This is a genomic window from Sphaerobacter sp. (genome assembly GCF_019683595.1).
In the GTDB taxonomy this organism is placed as follows: Bacteria; Chloroflexota; Chloroflexia; order Thermomicrobiales; family Thermomicrobiaceae; genus Sphaerobacter.
Window position 1 is genome coordinate 1 of sequence record NZ_JADGHZ010000019.1, and the last position, 16,892, is coordinate 16,892.

Here is a 16,892-nt window from a genome sequence, read left to right on the forward strand (position 1 = left end):
CCCGGGGCGAGTGCGGGGGGGGGGGGGGGCGCCCCCCGGGTCGCCGCGCAACCCCGCGGGCGCTCCTCGGGTTGGACTCACCTGCCGATCAGGCGGCGGTCCCGCGGTCGTAGACGATCCGGCCCTCGACGATGGTGAGGTCGACCCGCACCTGGGCCAGGTTTTCCGGCGGGACGGTTCGGAGGTCCGTCTCGAGCACGGCCAGGTCCGCGAGCTTCCCGACCTCGATGGTCCCCTTGATGTCCTCCTCAAACGAGGCGTAGGCGCCGTTGTAGGTGTAGGCGCGGACGGCTTCCTCCAGATTGATGCGCTCCTCGGGCCAGATCTCGACCCCCTCCTGGCTGCGGCGAGTGACCATCGTCTGAATGCCGATCATCGGGTTGGTCGGGTCTACCGGCGCGTCGCTGCTGGCGGGCGCAATGATGCCGCGGTCGAAGAAGGTGCGCATGGCGTACGCGTAGCGGATGCGGTCCATGCCGAGGTTCTGGACGTAGGCGTTGTGGAACGCCCAGAGGAAGGTCGTGCCGGGCACCGGGATCGCCCCCAGCCGCTGGATGCGGTCGATCAGGTCCGGCCGCAGGATGCTGCTGTGCTCGATGCGATGGCGGTGGTCGGGCCGGGGTTGCTCGGCCAGCGCCTCTTCAAACGCCATGATGAGCAGTTCGATGGCGGCGTCGCCGATAGCGTGGGCGCAGCACTGGAAGCCGGCCCGGTGCGCCGCCTTGATCTTCTCCTTCATCACCTGCGGGTCCTGCATCCAGAGGCCGATGTTGTCGTCCTCCCCTTCGTAGGGCTGGGACATGCGGGCGGTGCGCCCGCCGATGCTCCCGTCGAGGAAGATCTTGGCCGGGCCGATGCGGAGCCAGGAGTCGCCGAAGCCGGTGCGCAGTCCGAGGTCGGACAGCGGGCCGAGCGTCTCGTCGATCATCATCATGAGGTACGTCCGCACCGGCAGTTCACCGGCCTGGGCGAGGTCAAGGTAGGCGCCCATCTCGTCGCTGGTGCGAATGCCGGCCTCGGCCACGCTGGTGATGCCCTCCGAGAGGAACTGGCGCCCGGCCGCGCGCAGGGCGTCAGCGATCTGCTCACGGGTCGGGGCTCCGATCGCGTGCTGCACCAGTGTCAAGGCCGCCTCGCGCACGACGCCGGTCGGCTCGCCGTGTTCGTCGCGGTCGATCGTGCCGCCCTCCGGGTCCGGCGTGTTGCGGTCGATCCCGGCGAGTGCCAGCGCGCGGCTGTTGGCCACGCCGATGTGCCCGCAGGCGCGGACGACGAGGACCGGGTGCTCGGGCGACACCGGGTCGAGGTCGTGCCGGGTGGGATGGCGCTGTTCGGCCAGGCGGGCCTGATCGTAGCCGCGAGCGTGCACCCAGGTACCGGGCGGGACCGACCGCACCCGCTCCGCCACCCTCGCGACGATGTCCGCGATCGACTGGTTCGGCGGGGTTCCCGCGTCCACCTGCTGGAGCCCGAAGCCGAGGTACATCGGGTGGCAATGGGCGTCGTTGAAGCCTGGGGTGATGGTGCGGCCGCGGAGGTCGATCACCTCGACGCCCCGGCCCATCCACTCGCGGACATCGTCCTCCTGGCCGACCGCGACGATGCGCCCGCCACGAACCGCCACCGCCGTGGCGGCACTCGGGGTGCCCAGCCCGGTCATGACGTGGCCGTTGACGAGCACGATGTCGCCGCTAACGGATCGGTCGTGCTGGGGCGCACCCATGCCGTTGTGCTGATCGCCGGTCTGCATCACGGTGTCTCCCTCCCCGGGTCATGTGTTGGACTCGATGTACAGGCCGCGCGCCGGGATGTTCGGATGGTCGCACTGAAGGCTTGTTCCGGTACCGCCGCGCCGCGTGGGCTGGGCGAATAACAACACACCACCGGGCCAGGGGCAAGAGCCGCGGCGCCGTCGGATCCTCGGCGCGACGAGCGCGATGTACGAATGCCGCCTGGACCGCGCCGCTGGCCGTCGTTCTGCGGATACGGACTCGTGTTCCGAGTTGCACAGCGGTCCCATGACCGAGGTATCGGACAGCAGGTGGTATCCGGAGAGGACGCGACATGCCCAGTCGTGCGCGAGAAGAGCCTGATGGCGTCGCACCCCGCGCAGGTGTCAGGAGGGCTACACGATGGTGAGGTCATGGATCACGTCCCGCGCCGTCGTGCTGCTGATCGCAGCGCTCGCACTCGCAGCTTGCTCCGGCCTGGGCACCGGCGGCGACGGCGAGGGCAGCGCCCCAGCCCCGACCAGCCCGCCTGCAACGGCTACTACCGCGCCAACGGAGGCCGCGACGGCCACGACGCCGACCACACAAGCCCAGTCGACACCGACCACAACGAGCCCAGCCGGCGGTACCGCGACCCCGGCTCCGACGACGACGAGCGCAGCCGGCGGTGCAGCAAGCCCCGGGACGGCCACGGGTGGTGGGGAGGACTACTGCTCCGAGCTTGCCGGCGGCTCGGCGGACAACGATGTCCGCGTGCCGGCCGGGGCGACCTGCACCCTGGAGAATGCCAGGGTTGGTCGCAACGTGTTCCTCGCCCGAGACGCGACGCTCCATGCGCGTGGATCCAGCATCGGTGGCAACGTCACGGCCGAGGGGGCCGCGGCAGTGAATCTCCTCGATGGGACGACGGTTGGCGGCAACATCCGTGTCGAGCGGAGCGGCAGCGTGCAGGTGATCGACGCGCGCGTCAACGGCACGCTCGACCTGGAGCACAACACCGGCAGGATCGCCATCAATAACTCCGTAGTCGACGGCAGCATCGAGATCGAGGAGAACACGGGCGGCGTGGAGATCAGCGGGAACACGGTCGGCGGCAGCGTCGAGATTGAGGAGAACACGGGCGGCGTGGAGATCAGCGGGAACAAGGTCGGCGGCAACCTCGAATGCGAGGAGAATGCACCACCACCCAGCGGCGGCAACAACTCCGTGACCGGCGAGCAGGAGGGCCAGTGCTCCGGTCTGTAACCAGTTCGGGCCGTGAGGACGACCGGCGTTCCGGCACGCGGCGTACGAGCGCTACAGATAACGGATGCGATGGAAGAAGGCGTAGGTCGCCCAGCCCAAGAGCGCGAGCCCGGCGCACAGGGCGATGAACCAGATCGGGTGGCCTGCACCGAAGACATTCCCATCCCGCACGCCGATATTGGATCCGAACAGCCCCGTGACGAGGGACAGCGGCAAGACGATGGTGGACACAATCGTCAGGACGTACACCCGGCGGTTGATCTGGTCCGAGGTGCGGCTGGCCAGGGCGTCCCGCATGGCATCCACACGACTGGCGATCCAGTCGAGCTCGTGGCTGGCTTCGTCGACGTAGTCGATCACCGCGAGCCAGGCATCGGGCTTCTCCTGCGTCAGCCAGTCGAGGTCGAAGCTCCGCAAGCGCAGCAGGAGCGAGCGCAGCGGCGCGGCGTAGCGCTGGAGCTCCAGGACGCGCCGGTGCATCCGGTGGATCCGGGCGGCGGTTCGCGGGTCGGGAGCATCGTCGTCGAAGCGGAAGCGGGCGACATCGCTGTCGAGGTCCAGCACGGCGTCGGCGAGCCACGCCGCTGCCGCCTGCATCACCGAGAGCAGAACGCCATCGACGCTGCGAGGGCCTTTCCCGGCCGCGAGGTCGTCTTGAAGGCGCCGAAGCTCCGGCAGAGCTGTCGCGGCCATGGTGATGATTCGCGCCGACTCGACCCAGACGCGGAGCACCGAGCTGCGGCCAGATGTCGCGTCGGAAACGGGCACGCGCATCAACAGGAGGACCTCCTCGCTGCTGGGGAGCAAGACGCGAGACCACGTCCTGGTGCGCAGGAACGCGACGGGATCGCCCGGTTCCAGCCCGCTGCCGGTCTCCAGCCAGGCGCGGTCGCGCTCGCTGGACTCGGCGAGGCAGATCCAGAGGTCGCCGTCCGTGGGGCGCCAGGCGGCCAATTCATCAGCGTTAAGTCGGCGGGCTCCACCATGCCCGTCCAGGAGCCACGCCGCAGGGTCGTATGCGTCATTGGGAGAGGGTGTGTTCACGGTCTATCCGTTCCTCCACTGATGCCCGTCCGCGATGCCCGTTTGGCTCTGCCGGTCCACGGGCGTGCGACCGGCAGCCCGATGCCCGTACTTCCACCTGGCGGATCGGAACGCGACCGCGCACGTCGGCCCGGTTCGCCTGCGGCGTCCGGACCGGATCCCAGGCGCCGGCCGGATGGCGGAAGACACGACCAAGAATCACCGCATCGCGCTTGCCCGGTCGCGCCGCCGGTGCAGCGACGGCGCCCACACGACCGCGCGGGTGCCGAGGGCGACGAGGCCCGGTGGGCTGCGCTATGCTTCCGTCCGTGCCCCTGCCGGGCGCGGGCGGCGCGGAGCGGGGATGGGGTTGGATCGATCGGGCCAGGAGATCACATGCGAATCCTGCGCGATGTGGCGCTGTCGGAGTTGCTCTGGTATCGGATCGGCGGGACGGCCCGCTACCTGCTGGAAGCGCGCGGGCGGGATGATCTGTGCCGTGCCGTCGAGTGGGTCGCCGCACAGCGCCCGGATCGCGTCTTCGTGATCGGACTGGGATCGAATCTCGTCTTCCCCGACGGTTACTTCGACGGCGCGGTGATCCGGGTCGTGCGCGACGACGGCGGCTCGCTGCGCCACCTGGGTGACGGCCGGGTCGAAGGCTACGGCGGCGAGGTGCTCGACCGCGTGATCCGCTTCGCCTTCGACGAGGGACTGGTGGGCCTGGAGTGGGCCGGGGGCCTGCCTGGCACGCTCGGAGCCGCGGTCCGTGGGAACGTCGGCGCCTTTGGCGGGGAGATGACCGACTGCCTGGAATCGGCCGAGGTCGTCGCCCTTGGAGACTCGGGGGATGCGGTTCGCACGCTGTCCCATGCCGATCTCGCGTTCGCGTATCGGGACAGCTTCGTGAAGCGCGCCGGGAATCTGATCGTTCTCTCCGCCACCCTGGCACTCGAACCGGCCGACCCCGCGCGCCTCGCTACGGCGCGGCAGACGTACGAGGCGAACGTTCGCTACCGCTACAACCGGCACCCGATGGAGCTGCCGAACTGCGGCTCGGTCTTCAAGAACATCCACCGACGGGAGCAGGTTGAACGGGTGCTGGCGGTCTGGCCCGACATCGAAGAGCGCGTGCGGAACGACTGGCACGGCAAGGTGTCGATGGGCTACATCATCTCCCGGCTCGGCCTCGCCGGCTATCAGGTCGGGCGAGCGCGCGTCTCGGAGAAGCACAACAACTTCATCGTGAACCTCGGTGGCGCCCGCGCCGCGGACGTGCGCGCGATCATCCAGCGCATCCAGACGGCTGTCGAGGCCACCTTCGGCTTTGTCCCCGAGGTCGAAATCGAGCTGATCGACTGAGTCCGGGGCAGCCCCAGGGGGGATCTGGCTCCGCGTCCCTATGGGAATCGGAGGTCGATCTCAGCAGGCCGGGCAAGCGGCAGGCCGGTCCTCGGCTTGACATACCGGCTGGTGCGGATGTCATCCTGAGCGGAGCCGCTCGCCGCGACGCAGCGGGCGGCGCAGCGAAGGATGACACGGAGGCGGGACATGGTCTGTACTCGAGAGCAACCCGCCCCCGATGGGTAGTGGCCGACCAGGGCGGCGTCGTCGCTGCCCAGGTCGGCTGCGTTCCCTTACACCGGGTTGGCCGCGATCAGGTTCTCGCAGAAGCGGACGAAGTTGTCGAGCGCGCTTTCGACGAGCTCACGGCCGAATTCGGGTGTGGCCTTGGTGGCGTCGCCGAGCGCACCGTTGCGGGTGAGCTGATCGAAGCGGTAGGGGATGCTGACGTTGTACTTCTGCGCCTCGCGTCGAAACTCCTGGGCCAGCTCCGTCAACTCTCCAGGCGCCAGGGCGTCGCGCTTGACCACGTCGGGCACGAGCTCCATCGCCGTCGCGACCTCGACCTCGCAGGCGTGGCCGGTTACCTCGGAGGTGACGTGGCGCTTAGCGATCTCCGGGTCGGGGAACGAGAAGTAGGAGCAGGCGCCGACGAACGGGACATCCAGCTCCTCGCGGGCCCGAACGGCGGCGATCCCCATTGCGGCGACGTTGCCCCCGTGTCCGTTGACGATCAGGAATCGCTCGAATCCGTGGTGGTGCAGCGACGCGATGACCTCGACCAGCACCTGGATAAACGTCTCGGTCGAAAGGGTGATGGTGCCCGGGAAGTTCATGTGGTGGAACGAGACGCCCCACGGCACGGGCGGGGCGACGGCCACCCGCGGTGCCATGCGGGCCGAGGCGCGGCGGCAGAACTCCGTCGCCGCGGCAATGTCCATCTTCAGCGCCAGATTCGGCCCGTGCTGTTCGTTCGAGCCGATCGGGAGGAGCACCAATTCGACTTGGTCGCGGATCTCCCGAATCTCAGGCCAGGACAGGTCAGCCAGCATCAGTGCACCACTGTCGTTGGCCATCAACGGCTCCTTCCTCTCATATTCATCGTGTGACCGTGCGCCGTTCGAGCTATCCAGCACGCCGGATCTCCTCCAGCGCGGCGGCGAGCCGGTCGATGTCCTCCTCATTGTTGTAGAAGCCGGTGGAGACGCGCGAGCAGGTCGGCGTGTTCAGGTGGCGGATGATGACGCCATACTCCGCGAGTCGTTCGACGACATCGGGCGGCTCAATACCGTCAACGGTGAAGCTCACGAGGCCGGCCATGCACTCCTTCGGGGTGATGACGTTGACCCCGTCGATCGCGGCCAGGCGGTCCCAGGCGTACCGGCCGAGCTGGGCGATGCGGCGGTAGGCCCAGTCGAGACCCACCGTGTCGAGGATGAACTCGACGCTCGTCGCCAGCCCGAGGATCTGCGGGGCGTTCATCCCGCCCACCTCGTAGCGGCGCGCGCCGGCGGCCGGGATGAAGTACCCGCCGTGGTGCTCCAGCGGGCCGCCCATCGACGCGTAGCCCATGATCGTCGGCTGGATCACGTCGAGCGCCTCATCGGAGACGTAGACGCCGCCGGTCCCCTCCGGGCCGCAGAGCCACTTCTGGCCGGGGAAGGCGTAGACGTCGACGCCCGTCGCGGGCAGGTCGACCGGCACCGACCCGGCCGACTGCGCGGCGTCCACGACGACCAGGACATGGTGCCGGTGCGCCATTTCCACGATGTCGGCGAGCGGAAGGACCGCGCCCGTTCCCCAGGTCAGGTGCGAGATGGCGATCATCCGCGTCCGCGGGGTGATGAGCCGCTCGATCTTGCCAACAACGTCGCCGCTGCCGTCGCCCAGCCGGGCCAGGCGGAGCGTAACGCCGAAGCGTCGCGCGACGTTGTAGGCCGGGAGTTGGCCGCCGGGATGCTCGAGGTCGCTGATGATCAGCTCATCGCCCGACCGCCAGTTCAGCCCGAAGATGCCGATGTTCATCCCGTCGGTGGTGTGCCGCGTGAGCGCGATGTTGGCGGGTGAGCAGTTGAAGAGACGGGCCAGGGCAGCGCGGGCACGATCCTTCGTCTCCGCCGCGCGGGTGTAACCATCGCGGAGGATACGACCGTTGTTCAGTTCATCCGCCTGGTACGCCTGCATTGCCTCGATCGTGACGCGCGGCAGCGGGCCGAACGTCCCAGTGTTAAGGTAGGCGTACTGCAAGGTTGCCGGCATTGCCTCACGGATCATCGCGCTCTTGGCCTGATCTTCGACCGCACTCACCGGATGGCCCCCTCTCGTTCGACCTGCGCGATTTGCGCGTAGATGTTTCCGTCCCGCCGCTTCCCCACGGATGCCGGGAGCGGCGAGATGCGATGTACGCTCGTTAGAACACGCAGCAGCCCCATCTCCCACCGGCTGAGACACACGGCGCTTGGTGACAGGCTGCCGTGCGACTATAGGCACGCCCCGCCGCTGGTGTCAACGGGGCGGGGGAGAAATGTCGTTGCGCGCGCTTGCGTACTATTCCGCAGCGTGCTATGATGAGCTCCAGACATCGTTTGTGTTGCAAGATCCTTATAGTCTGCGTGGCGGGTTCTTTTCCTGCCATGGACGGTTCACTTCACCGTGTCCTCAACGGCCTACCTCTGCCCCATACCGGTATGCCGCTCGCGATGTCGTTCGTGTCGAGCGGTACGGATCCGCGGAGTGGCTCACCGTGAGGTGGTGTCGGCCCTCTCCCGATGGCCGTTCTCACGTGTTGGCCCGGGCGCGTGTCGAACCATCCTCGGCGATCCCCCTTGCGTACTCTCGACGGGCGGGTCGAAAGGCTGAGTTCCCAGCTAGCGGGGAGGACTTGTGACAGTCACCACCCAAGCCGCGATACGAATCGATGGTGTTTCGAGAACGTTCGTCTCCAAACGCGGTGAGACGGTACAGGCGCTGGATCACATCTCGTTCGACGTCGACGAAGGTGAATTTGTCAGCATTGTAGGCCCGAGTGGGTGCGGTAAGAGCACGTTGCTCAAGATCATCGCCGGATTGATCCCGCCGAGCGCCGGTCAGGTGTTGATCGGGGGGCAGCCGGTGGCCGGCCCGCGGTCGGACATCGGCTTCGTCTTCCAACAGCCGGTCCTGCTGCCATGGCGGACCGTCAAAGCGAACGTCATGCTCCCGGTCGAAGTGCTCAAGCTGGACCGCCGCGATGGCGAGCGCCGTGCCGCTGACTTGCTGGAAACCGTCGGCTTGTCCAACTTCGCCAATCACTATCCGATGGAGCTATCCGGAGGGATGCAGCAGCGGGTCGGCATCGCTCGCGCGCTCGTCCACGATCCGGTGCTCCTGTTGATGGACGAGCCGTTCGGGGCGCTCGACGCGATGACGCGCGAACACATGACCCTCGAGTTGCTCAGTATCTGGCGTGCCTTCAGGAAGACGGTCCTGTTCGTGACTCACAGCATTGCCGAGGCGGTGTTCCTTGCCGACCGAGTGGTCACGATGACCGCACGCCCTGGCCGAGTCGCGGAGGTGGTGACGATTGACCTTCCCCGACCACGCGACCTCGCGCTGATGAACACCCCGGAGTTCGGCAGATACGTGTCGCACATCCGAGCGCTCCTCAACGCACGCGGTGGACTCGACTGATGGACCGCTCTTGCCAGTCACGGAGGAGGAGGTATGGCGAGTCGTAGCCTCGTAGAGCAGCCCGGACGCGCAGCCTCGCAACGACAGTCCATGCTCCGCCACCGGCCTGAGATCGTTCTGGTTCCGGCAATCTTCATCCTGATCGTGGCTGCCTGGGAACTGCTGGTCAAGCTCCTCGCGGTGCCGATCTACATCCTGCCATCGCCGACGGAGATCTGGCGGGCCTTCCGCGACGGGCTCGTGAGCGGAACGCTCGTCGAGCATACCTTGGTGACGCTCCAGGAAGTACTGGTCGGGTTTGCAGTCGGCAGTGCGGCTGGCCTGGTGGTGGGTGTGCTCGTCACCCGATTCCGCCTGGTGGAGCGGACGGTGTACCCGTATGTCGTGGCCTTCCAAACGGTCCCGAAAGTGGCGCTCGCACCGCTGATCGTGACCTGGTTCGGTTTCGGGATGCTCTCGAAGGTCGTGACGACGGCCCTGATCGCGTTCTTTCCCCTGCTCGTCAATGTGATTGCCGGTCTCCAATCCGTGGATCAGGATCGGATCGACTTGCTGCGCTCGGTCAATGCCAGCGAGTGGCAGATCTTCCGTATGGTGCGCTTCCCGAGTGCGCTGCCCTTCATCTTCGCCGGGCTGGACGTGGCCATCGTCTTCAGCGTTATCGGTGCGATCGTCAGCGAGTTCGTCGGTGCCCGGGCGGGACTCGGCTACCTCATTCAGGTCAACAACTACAACTTGAACGTCTCCGGTACGTTCGCAGTCCTCGTCGTGCTCTCGGTGATGGGCCTCACACTGCACCTGGTGGTTCAGGCGGTCAATCGCAGGGTGGTTTTCTGGCAACGGGACGATAGGGGTTCCGTGGTCGGTGCCTAGGCACCAGCCGGAGGGGTAGCGTGATGCCTCGCTGGGCATGGTGCATTCCCGATTGAGAGTGAGGAGGAGCGGAGATGCTACGGCATGCCCGGACCTCGATGTTGTATTCCCTTCTCTCCCTCGCCCTGCTGTTCGCGGTGGCGTGTGGTGGTGTCGCGGGCAGCGCGGGCGGAACCGAAACCCGTCGAGTCCAGATCCTCCTGGCAGCCCAGGCGTGGAACGTGTCGTTCGCGCCCTGGGTCGTTGCCGAGGAAATGGGCTACTTCGAGGAAGAGGGTATCGAACCTGACTGGGTGATGGTCGCTGGCAGCACCGACGTCACCAAGCAGGTCGCGTCGGGGAGCGGGATGATCGGTGCACCGAGCCCGGAACCGGTCATCATCGGGCACCAGGCAAGCCAGGGCATGCAGATTCGGTACTTCTACACGCTCTACCGGCGGAATATCTATTCGATCGCCGTGCCGGCGGACAGCCCGATTCAAACTCCCGCCGACCTCAAAGGGAAGCGCATCGGCGTGACCAGTATGGGTAGCGCCGGGGTGATCAACATCAAAGCCGTACTGAAAGAGGCCGGCTTGGATCCGGAAGATGCGACCGTTGTCGCTATCGGTGAGTCTGGCCAGGCAGCCGCGGCGGTGCAGAAGGGTGAAGTGGACGCCCTGTCGCTCTGGGACGCCCAGTACGCGATCCTGGAGAACCAGGGGATTGAGCTGCGCTACCTGGACACGCCGAGCCTGCTGAAACTCCCCAGCAACAGCCTCCTGGCGCGGGATGAGGATCTGGAGAAGGATCCGGACCTCTTCGCGCGGGTGGCGCGAGCTGTCGCCAAGGGCACGATCTTCACGCTGGAGAATCCTGACGCGGCTGTTCGGATCGTCTGGAAGCGACACCCTGACACCAAGCCCGCCGGCATGCCCGAGGAAGAAGCGTTCGCTCAGGCCAAGCATGTCCTTGAAGCGCGCTCGGAGCGGCTTTGGTTGGAAGAGGGCGTGACACAGTGGGGATACAGCGATCCGGAGGTATATAAGGCCTTCGTTGACTTCATGGCGGACCAGGGGCTGATCAACGAGCCTGTCAACCCGGAGGACCTGTACACCAACGATCTGCTCAATACCATCAACGACTTCGACGCCGACGCCGTCCGTGAGCAGGCACGGAACTGGTCTGGAGAGGCACTCAACCGGCACGGCCTCCTGGACCGGGAGAGCGCTGAGTGGCGTCGAGCGTTTCTCTCGCGCAGTTGGGGCGAGCCCCTCGCGATCGACGCGCGCGTCCCTCCAGTTGAGTCCGGGTACCCTGCATGATATGCTGGACTTGACGGATGCCAGGGGTGCGCGTGGCGCTGAGAGTGTGGGGATCGCCCCACCAACCCTCCGAACCTGATCTGGGTAATACCAGCGAAGGGACGGCTCCGGGAGGTACAGCGAACCCACCGTACCGCCGCACCGTCGGGTCGGCGGTTTTTTGTCTTGGTCGCCGCCCGGCTTGCGCCGCGCGTCCCTGCGTGACTTGGAAGGAGCAGCCGTGGCGACGAGCCCCATTGCGCCACCCAAGGCTCTGACCATCGCCGGCTCCGACTCCGGGGGCGGCGCTGGGATTCAGGCCGACCTCAAGACTTTCGCTGCGCTCAACGTCTACGGGTCGAGCGTGATCACCGCGATCACGGCGCAGAACACGATCGGTGTCCGCGCGGTCCATGAGATCCCGCCCGAGATCGTGGCGGCGCAGTTGGATGCCGTCATGGAGGATATCGGCGCCGACGCGGCCAAGACCGGCATGCTTGCCTCGGCCGAGATCATCCGCGCGGTGGTCGACGGGGTTCGACGACATAACATCGAGCGCCTGGTGGTCGACCCCGTCATGGTGGCGAAGAGTGGTGACCGGCTGCTCCGCGAGGACGCGGTCGCGGCCATCCGGGATCTCCTGCTCCCAGTTGCCTACGTGGTGACGCCCAACATCCCGGAGGCCGAGGTGCTGACCGGGCGGGAGATTCGTTCGCTGGCGGACATGGAGGAGGCGGCCCGGGCGATCGCCGCGCTGGGTGCGCGATACGTGGTCGTCAAGGGTGGCCACCGCAGTGGCGACGCCATCGACATCGTCTACGACGGCACCACGTTCCAGCGGATCCGCAGCCCACGGGTCGAGACGCGCAACACGCACGGCACCGGCTGCACCTTCTCCGCCGCGATCGCGGCACGGCTGGCGGCGGGAACCTCGGCGCTGGAGGCGATTGCCGAAGCGAAGGACTATCTCTACCAGGCCCTCCTCCATAGCTACACCGTCGGTGCCGGGCACTCGCCGGTCCACCATTTCTACGCGCTTTGGCGCCCACTCGGCGTGCAGGGCGCGGAGGAGGTCGAGTGATGCAGACCGAACCGACCATCGTCGACGCCCCGCTGACGATCGCGGGGAAGACCTTCACCTCCCGCCTGATCCTCGGTACCGGCAAGTACCGGAACACAGAGGAGATGAAGGCCGCAATCGAGGCGTCGGGTTGCGAGATGATCACCGTGGCGCTCCGGCGGATCGACTTCGACGACCCGAAGAGCCGCAGTATCCTGGAGGACATCGACTGGACGCGGTACCAGATCCTCCCCAACACGGCGGGGTGCGCCACGGCGGAGGAGGCGATTCGGGTCGCGCGGCTCGCGCGGTCGATGGGCCTGTCCGATTGGATCAAGCTGGAGGTTATCCCCGACCCGAAGTACCTCCTGCCGGACCCCGTGGGCACGCTGGAGGCGGCGCGCGTGCTGGTGGATGAAGGCTTCGTGGTCCTCCCGTACATCAACGCCGACCCGGTGCTGGCGAAGCGGCTGGAGGAGATCGGCACGGCCACGGTCATGCCGCTGGGATCGCCCATTGGCTCGGGCCAGGGGCTGCCCGACTTCCGCCAGATCCAGATCATCATCGAGCAGGCGAACGTACCGGTGATCGTCGACGCCGGGATCGGCGCGCCGTCGGATGCGGCGCTGGCCATGGAACTTGGGGCGGACGCCTGCCTGATCAACACGGCCATCGCGCAGGCGAAGAACCCGGCGGGGATGGCGCGCGCCATGCGCCTGGGCATCGAGGCGGGCCGGCTGGCGTACCTCTCCGGCCGCATCCCGAAGAAGCCGTACGCGTCCGCCAGCAGCCCGCTGGAGGGAGTGGTGCGCTGACGTGGCGGCGAACCGACGCGCGGACCTACGGGAGCGCCTGCCCGACGCGCTGCGCCTCTACGTGTTGACCGACCGTGGTCTGGCCCGGGGCCGGGATGAGGCGCGGATCGTGGCCGATGCGATCGCGGGCGGCGCGACCGCCATTCAACTGCGCTGGAAACAAGGCCCGCTCTCGGAGGCGCTGCGAATCGGCCGGGAGGTGCGGCAGGTGTGCCATGCCGCCGGGGTGCCGTTCATCGTCAATGACCGGGTCGACCTGGCGCTGGCGCTCGACGCGGATGGGGTCCACGTCGGCGTCGATGACCTTCCCGTGGCCGAGACACGGGCGCTCGTCGGCGACCGGATGATCGTCGGTTACTCTCCGCCGACGGTGGAGGCGGCGCTGGCGGCCGAGCGGGACGGTGCCGACTACCTGGGTGTCGGGCCGATCTATACCACGGGCACCAAAGCCGACGCCGGGGCCGCCGTCGGTGTCGACCATCTGGCCCGCATCGTTAACGCGGTCGGCATCCCGGTCGTCGGGATCGGCGGGATCAACGCGAGCAATGCAACCCCGGTCGTCGCCGCCGGTGCGGTCGGGGTCGCGGTGATCTCAGCGGTCGTGGCGGCCGACGACGTGGAAGCGGCCGCGCGGGCGCTCCGGCAGGCGGTTGAGGCAGGGCTGGGGTCGCGGGCATGAGCCGGACCGTGCCGCGCCTGCACCTCATCAGCGACCGGCGCCACTGCCCGTTGGACCGGTTCCCCGAGGTCGCGCGAGCGGCGGTTCTGGCCGGGTTCGACGCCGTGCACCTGCGAGAGAAGGACCTGCCCGCGGCGGAGGTGATCGAAGCGGCGCGGGCGCTCAACCGGGCCATCGGTGATGAGGCGGGGTTGCTCATCAACGACCGCGTCGATGTGGCCCTCATCGTGGGGGCGGCGGGCGTTCAGCTCGGCGAGACGTCGCTCAGCCCGCGCGACGTGCGTGCGCTCGCCGGGCAGAGCCTGCTCATCGGGCGTTCGGTGCATGACGTCGAGGGGGCCGAGCGCGCTGCGGTTGAAGGTGCCGACTTCGTCATTGCCGGGCACGTCTACGCCACGGGGAGTAAACCGGGCCAGCCGCCGCGCGGCCTCGACTTCCTGGCGGCGATTGTCGCTGCGACGCCGTTACCGGTCATTGCCGTCGGCGGGATCACGCCGGACCGCGTACCCGAGGTCATCGCGGCCGGTGCGCACGGGGTGGCGGTGATCTCCGGGGTGCTGGCTGCTGACGACCCCGGCGAGGCAGCAGCGGCGTACCACCGGGCGCTCGTAGCTGGAGGTTCCGTTCAGGGATGATGGAGATTCGCGTCAACGGGAAGCCGATGCAGGTCGACGGGGTTCGGACCGTCGCCGACTTGCTGAAGCGGCAGGGGATCAAGCCGGTCCTGGTGGCGGTGGAACACAACGGCGCCATCGTGCCGCGCACCGAGTTCGAGACGCGCACGATCGAGCCGGGAGACTCGCTCGAGATCGTCCACTTTGTCGGAGGTGGCTAGGGGTCCGGCGCGTCCAGCGTATCTGGTGCGTCAACGGCCTCCATCGGATCCCAGAGGTGTCGCGCCAGGTCGACCTGGTACTCGTCGACGAAGGTGACCCCCTCATCCTCGAGCAGCGCGCGCATGATGGCCGGGTGGCCCCACGCCCAGCCGCCGGTCAACTCCCCGTTCCGGTTGACAACACGGTGCGCCACGTCGGAGACGTCGGGCGGACAGCGGTGCAGGGCCCAGCCGACCATCCGGGCCGAGCGGGCCGCACCGATCGCCCGGGCGATGCGGCCGTAGGTCGTCACGCGGCCGGGCGGGATCTGCCGGACCACGGCGTAGACGCGTTCGACGAAGTCGGTCCGAGTCGTCGCGGCCGCTCGGCGGTTTCGTCGCTCTTTGTCCGTCCTCTGTCTCCGCTGCATCGCTGGTCGCCCTCGCTGTCCCCTGCCTGCGAATACCGAGCGTGGACGGCGTCATCATACGGCTTGTCCGCGGTTGGGGCGCTGGACTATACTCGCCCCGTTGCGCCTTGCGCGACCATCGTACCCGTTCTTCACCGTCGCGAGTGCGACGCGACGTGGTTCCTCAGGGAGCAGTGGATGCGCCAGTAGCCTTCGTCATGAAGCCGGACCGGCCTCAATGATGAAGGGTGGCGTGTCGTGCTGCACGTCAAGCATCTCTCCAAGTCCTACGGATCACAGGTCATTCTCGACGATGTCTCGTTCGTGGTGAACGCGGGCGAGCGGGTGGGGCTGATCGGCCCGAACGGTGCCGGGAAGACGACGCTGCTCCGCTGCATCGTCGGCGAAGAGGCTCCGGACCGGGGCGAGGTCGTCCGTTCGCCGCGGGACGCTGAGATCGGCTACCTGCCCCAAGCGCTACGGGGTATGGAGGCGCTGACCATCGCTGATGCGGTCGCTGCCGCGCAGCGGGAGTGGGTCGAGGCCGAGCGTGCGCTGGCTGAGTCCGGGGCGCGATTGGCGGACGACGCGAGCGACGCCGCGCTGGCCGCGTATGACGCGGCGCTCGCTCGCTTCGAAGCTCTGGGCGGCTATGACCGCGAACAGCGCGCTGCGGCGATTCTCGCTGGGCTCGGCTTGGGCACGGTGGATGACGAGCGGCCCGTCGCCAGCCTGAGCGGCGGGCAGAAGACACGGCTGGGGGTTGCGCTCCTGCTGCTCCGCGAGCCGGACATGCTGGTGCTGGACGAGCCAACCAACCACCTGGACGTGGAGGCGCTCGTCTGGCTCGAAGGCTTCCTCACCAACTTCCCGGGTGCGGTGCTCGTCGTGTCGCACGACCGGGAGTTCCTCGACCGGACGGTCCAACGCATCCTCTTCCTCGACCCGGAAACGCATCAGGTGCGGTCCTACCCCGGGAACTACACCGCCTTCGCCGCGGCGCGGCAGCAGGAGGCCGAGCAGCAGCGGGAAGCGTGGGTGCGGCAGCAGGAGTACATCAACCGCGTCCGGGGCGACATCGGCCGCCTGAAGGGAGAGGCGCAGGCGATCGAGCGCTCCACCACCCCGCGGCAGCCGGGAGTCCGCGTGCTTGCGCGCAAGAAGGCGGCATTGGCGAAGGCGCGCGAGAAGAAGCTGGAGCGGTTTCTCGAGTCGGACGAGCGGGTGGAAAAACCACGGCCGCGGTGGGGGCTGAAGCTCGACTTCGGTGAGCCGCCGCCGGGCGGGCGCGCGGTCCTGTCGCTGGAGGATGTCGCCTTCGGGTACCCCGGTCAGGCGCCGCTCTTCACGGGCGTCAGCTTCGACGTCCAGCACGGCGACCGGATTGCCGTGGTCGGTCCGAACGGCTCAGGCAAGACCACGCTGCTGCGCCTGATCGAGGGGACGCTGTCGCCGACGGCCGGGACCGTGCGGCTGGGAGCGACCGTGCGCCTCGGGGTGCTGGCTCAGGAACAGGAAACGCTCGACCCGGCGCTCTCGGTGCTGGAAACCGCGCTGCGCGAGCGAGCCATGAGCGAGACGGAGGCGCGAAGCTTCCTGCACTACTTCTTGTTCAGCGGGGACGCGGCGCTGCGGCCTGTTGGGCGGTGCTCGCTGGGCGAACGGGCACGCCTTCAGCTCGCGCTGCTGGTGCTCCGAGGGTGCACGCTCTTACTGCTCGACGAGCCGTTGAACCACCTGGACATCGAGGGGCGGGAGCACTTCGCCGCCGCGCTGGAGGCCTACGGCGGGACGGTGTTCGCGGTGGTCCATGACCGGGCGTTCCTCCGCACGTTCGGCGGGCGCATCGTGGCGCTGGAGCGCGGGACGGCCTGCGTCTACCCCGGCTACGAGGAGTACCTGGAGGCGGGCGCCTGGTAGGGGATCGATTGGTTTGTTCGACGTGAC

General features: G+C 67.8%; 16 protein-coding genes and 1 riboswitch. Of the genes, 11 read left to right on the top strand and 5 right to left on the bottom strand.

What is annotated here, in order from left to right; all coding sequences use genetic code 11:
* Positions 1-88: 88 nt before the first annotated feature.
* Complete coding sequence (locus IRZ30_RS03725; protein ID WP_294083069.1) at positions 89-1,750, bottom strand: amidohydrolase; 1,662 nt, start codon at positions 1,748-1,750, stop codon at positions 89-91.
* A 382-nt stretch (positions 1,751-2,132) separates the two neighbouring features.
* Here IRZ30_RS03725 and IRZ30_RS03730 point away from each other — a divergent pair, with 382 nt between their 5' ends.
* On the top strand, positions 2,133-2,975 hold the full coding sequence (locus tag IRZ30_RS03730; RefSeq protein WP_294083071.1) for a hypothetical protein: 843 nt from the start codon (positions 2,133-2,135) through the stop codon (positions 2,973-2,975).
* Between the two features lie 51 nt (positions 2,976-3,026).
* Here IRZ30_RS03730 and IRZ30_RS03735 read toward each other — a convergent pair whose 3' ends face one another.
* Entirely contained in the window at positions 3,027-4,019 is a 993-nt protein-coding gene (locus tag IRZ30_RS03735; protein WP_294083073.1) for a CorA family divalent cation transporter, read from the bottom strand.
* 375 nt (positions 4,020-4,394) lie between these two features.
* Here IRZ30_RS03735 and murB point away from each other — a divergent pair, with 375 nt between their 5' ends.
* Complete coding sequence (gene murB / locus IRZ30_RS03740; RefSeq protein WP_294083074.1) at positions 4,395-5,360, top strand: UDP-N-acetylmuramate dehydrogenase; 966 nt, start codon at positions 4,395-4,397, stop codon at positions 5,358-5,360.
* 275 nt (positions 5,361-5,635) lie between these two features.
* On the opposite strand, the gene IRZ30_RS03745 is transcribed toward murB, so the two are convergent.
* Positions 5,636-6,418 (bottom strand): creatininase family protein, encoded by a 783-nt coding sequence (locus tag IRZ30_RS03745; protein ID WP_294083076.1) that lies wholly within the window; start codon positions 6,416-6,418, stop codon positions 5,636-5,638.
* Positions 6,419-6,467: 49 nt separating this feature from the next.
* Positions 6,468-7,649, bottom strand: a complete 1,182-nt coding sequence (locus tag IRZ30_RS03750) for an aminotransferase class V-fold PLP-dependent enzyme (RefSeq protein WP_294083078.1) — start codon at positions 7,647-7,649, stop codon at positions 6,468-6,470.
* Positions 7,650-8,225: 576 nt separating this feature from the next.
* Between IRZ30_RS03750 and IRZ30_RS03755 the strand changes: the two genes are divergently transcribed.
* The 8 genes from IRZ30_RS03755 to thiS all read left to right on the top strand — a co-directional run bounded on the left by IRZ30_RS03755 (position 8,226) and on the right by thiS (position 14,556).
* Positions 8,226-9,011: an ABC transporter ATP-binding protein gene (locus IRZ30_RS03755; RefSeq protein WP_294083080.1), complete on the top strand. Its 786-nt coding sequence runs from the start codon at positions 8,226-8,228 to the stop codon at positions 9,009-9,011.
* A gap of 33 nt (positions 9,012-9,044) precedes the next feature.
* On the top strand, positions 9,045-9,884 hold the full coding sequence (locus IRZ30_RS03760) for an ABC transporter permease (protein ID WP_294083082.1): 840 nt from the start codon (positions 9,045-9,047) through the stop codon (positions 9,882-9,884).
* Positions 9,885-9,958: 74 nt separating this feature from the next.
* Complete coding sequence (locus IRZ30_RS03765) at positions 9,959-11,188, top strand: ABC transporter substrate-binding protein (RefSeq protein ID WP_294083084.1); 1,230 nt, start codon at positions 9,959-9,961, stop codon at positions 11,186-11,188.
* A 12-nt stretch (positions 11,189-11,200) separates the two neighbouring features.
* Positions 11,201-11,308: riboswitch (TPP riboswitch) on the top strand.
* 100 nt (positions 11,309-11,408) lie between these two features.
* Positions 11,409-12,248, top strand: a complete 840-nt coding sequence (thiD, locus tag IRZ30_RS03770; RefSeq protein WP_294083086.1) for a bifunctional hydroxymethylpyrimidine kinase/phosphomethylpyrimidine kinase — start codon at positions 11,409-11,411, stop codon at positions 12,246-12,248.
* On the top strand, positions 12,248-13,042 hold the full coding sequence (locus IRZ30_RS03775) for a thiazole synthase (RefSeq protein WP_294083088.1): 795 nt from the start codon (positions 12,248-12,250) through the stop codon (positions 13,040-13,042). The genes thiD and IRZ30_RS03775 overlap by 1 nt, the downstream gene beginning before the upstream one ends.
* A 1-nt stretch (position 13,043) precedes the next feature.
* Positions 13,044-13,721, top strand: a complete 678-nt coding sequence (thiE, locus tag IRZ30_RS03780) for a thiamine phosphate synthase (protein WP_294083090.1) — start codon at positions 13,044-13,046, stop codon at positions 13,719-13,721.
* A complete protein-coding gene (gene thiE / locus IRZ30_RS03785) occupies positions 13,718-14,356 on the top strand; it encodes a thiamine phosphate synthase (protein WP_294083092.1) in 639 nt (212 codons plus the stop codon). Before thiE (IRZ30_RS03780) ends, thiE (IRZ30_RS03785) begins: the two co-directional genes overlap by 4 nt.
* A complete protein-coding gene (gene thiS / locus IRZ30_RS03790; RefSeq protein ID WP_294083094.1) occupies positions 14,353-14,556 on the top strand; it encodes a sulfur carrier protein ThiS in 204 nt (67 codons plus the stop codon). The genes thiE (IRZ30_RS03785) and thiS overlap by 4 nt, the downstream gene beginning before the upstream one ends.
* Here the strand turns inward: thiS and IRZ30_RS03795 are convergent.
* Positions 14,553-14,966: an MGMT family protein gene (locus tag IRZ30_RS03795; RefSeq protein WP_294083096.1), complete on the bottom strand. Its 414-nt coding sequence runs from the start codon at positions 14,964-14,966 to the stop codon at positions 14,553-14,555. The genes thiS and IRZ30_RS03795 overlap by 4 nt on opposite strands.
* Before the next feature lie 237 nt (positions 14,967-15,203).
* Between IRZ30_RS03795 and abc-f the strand changes: the two genes are divergently transcribed.
* Complete coding sequence (gene abc-f, locus IRZ30_RS03800) at positions 15,204-16,865, top strand: ribosomal protection-like ABC-F family protein (protein ID WP_294083098.1); 1,662 nt, start codon at positions 15,204-15,206, stop codon at positions 16,863-16,865.
* Positions 16,866-16,892 lie beyond the last annotated feature (27 nt).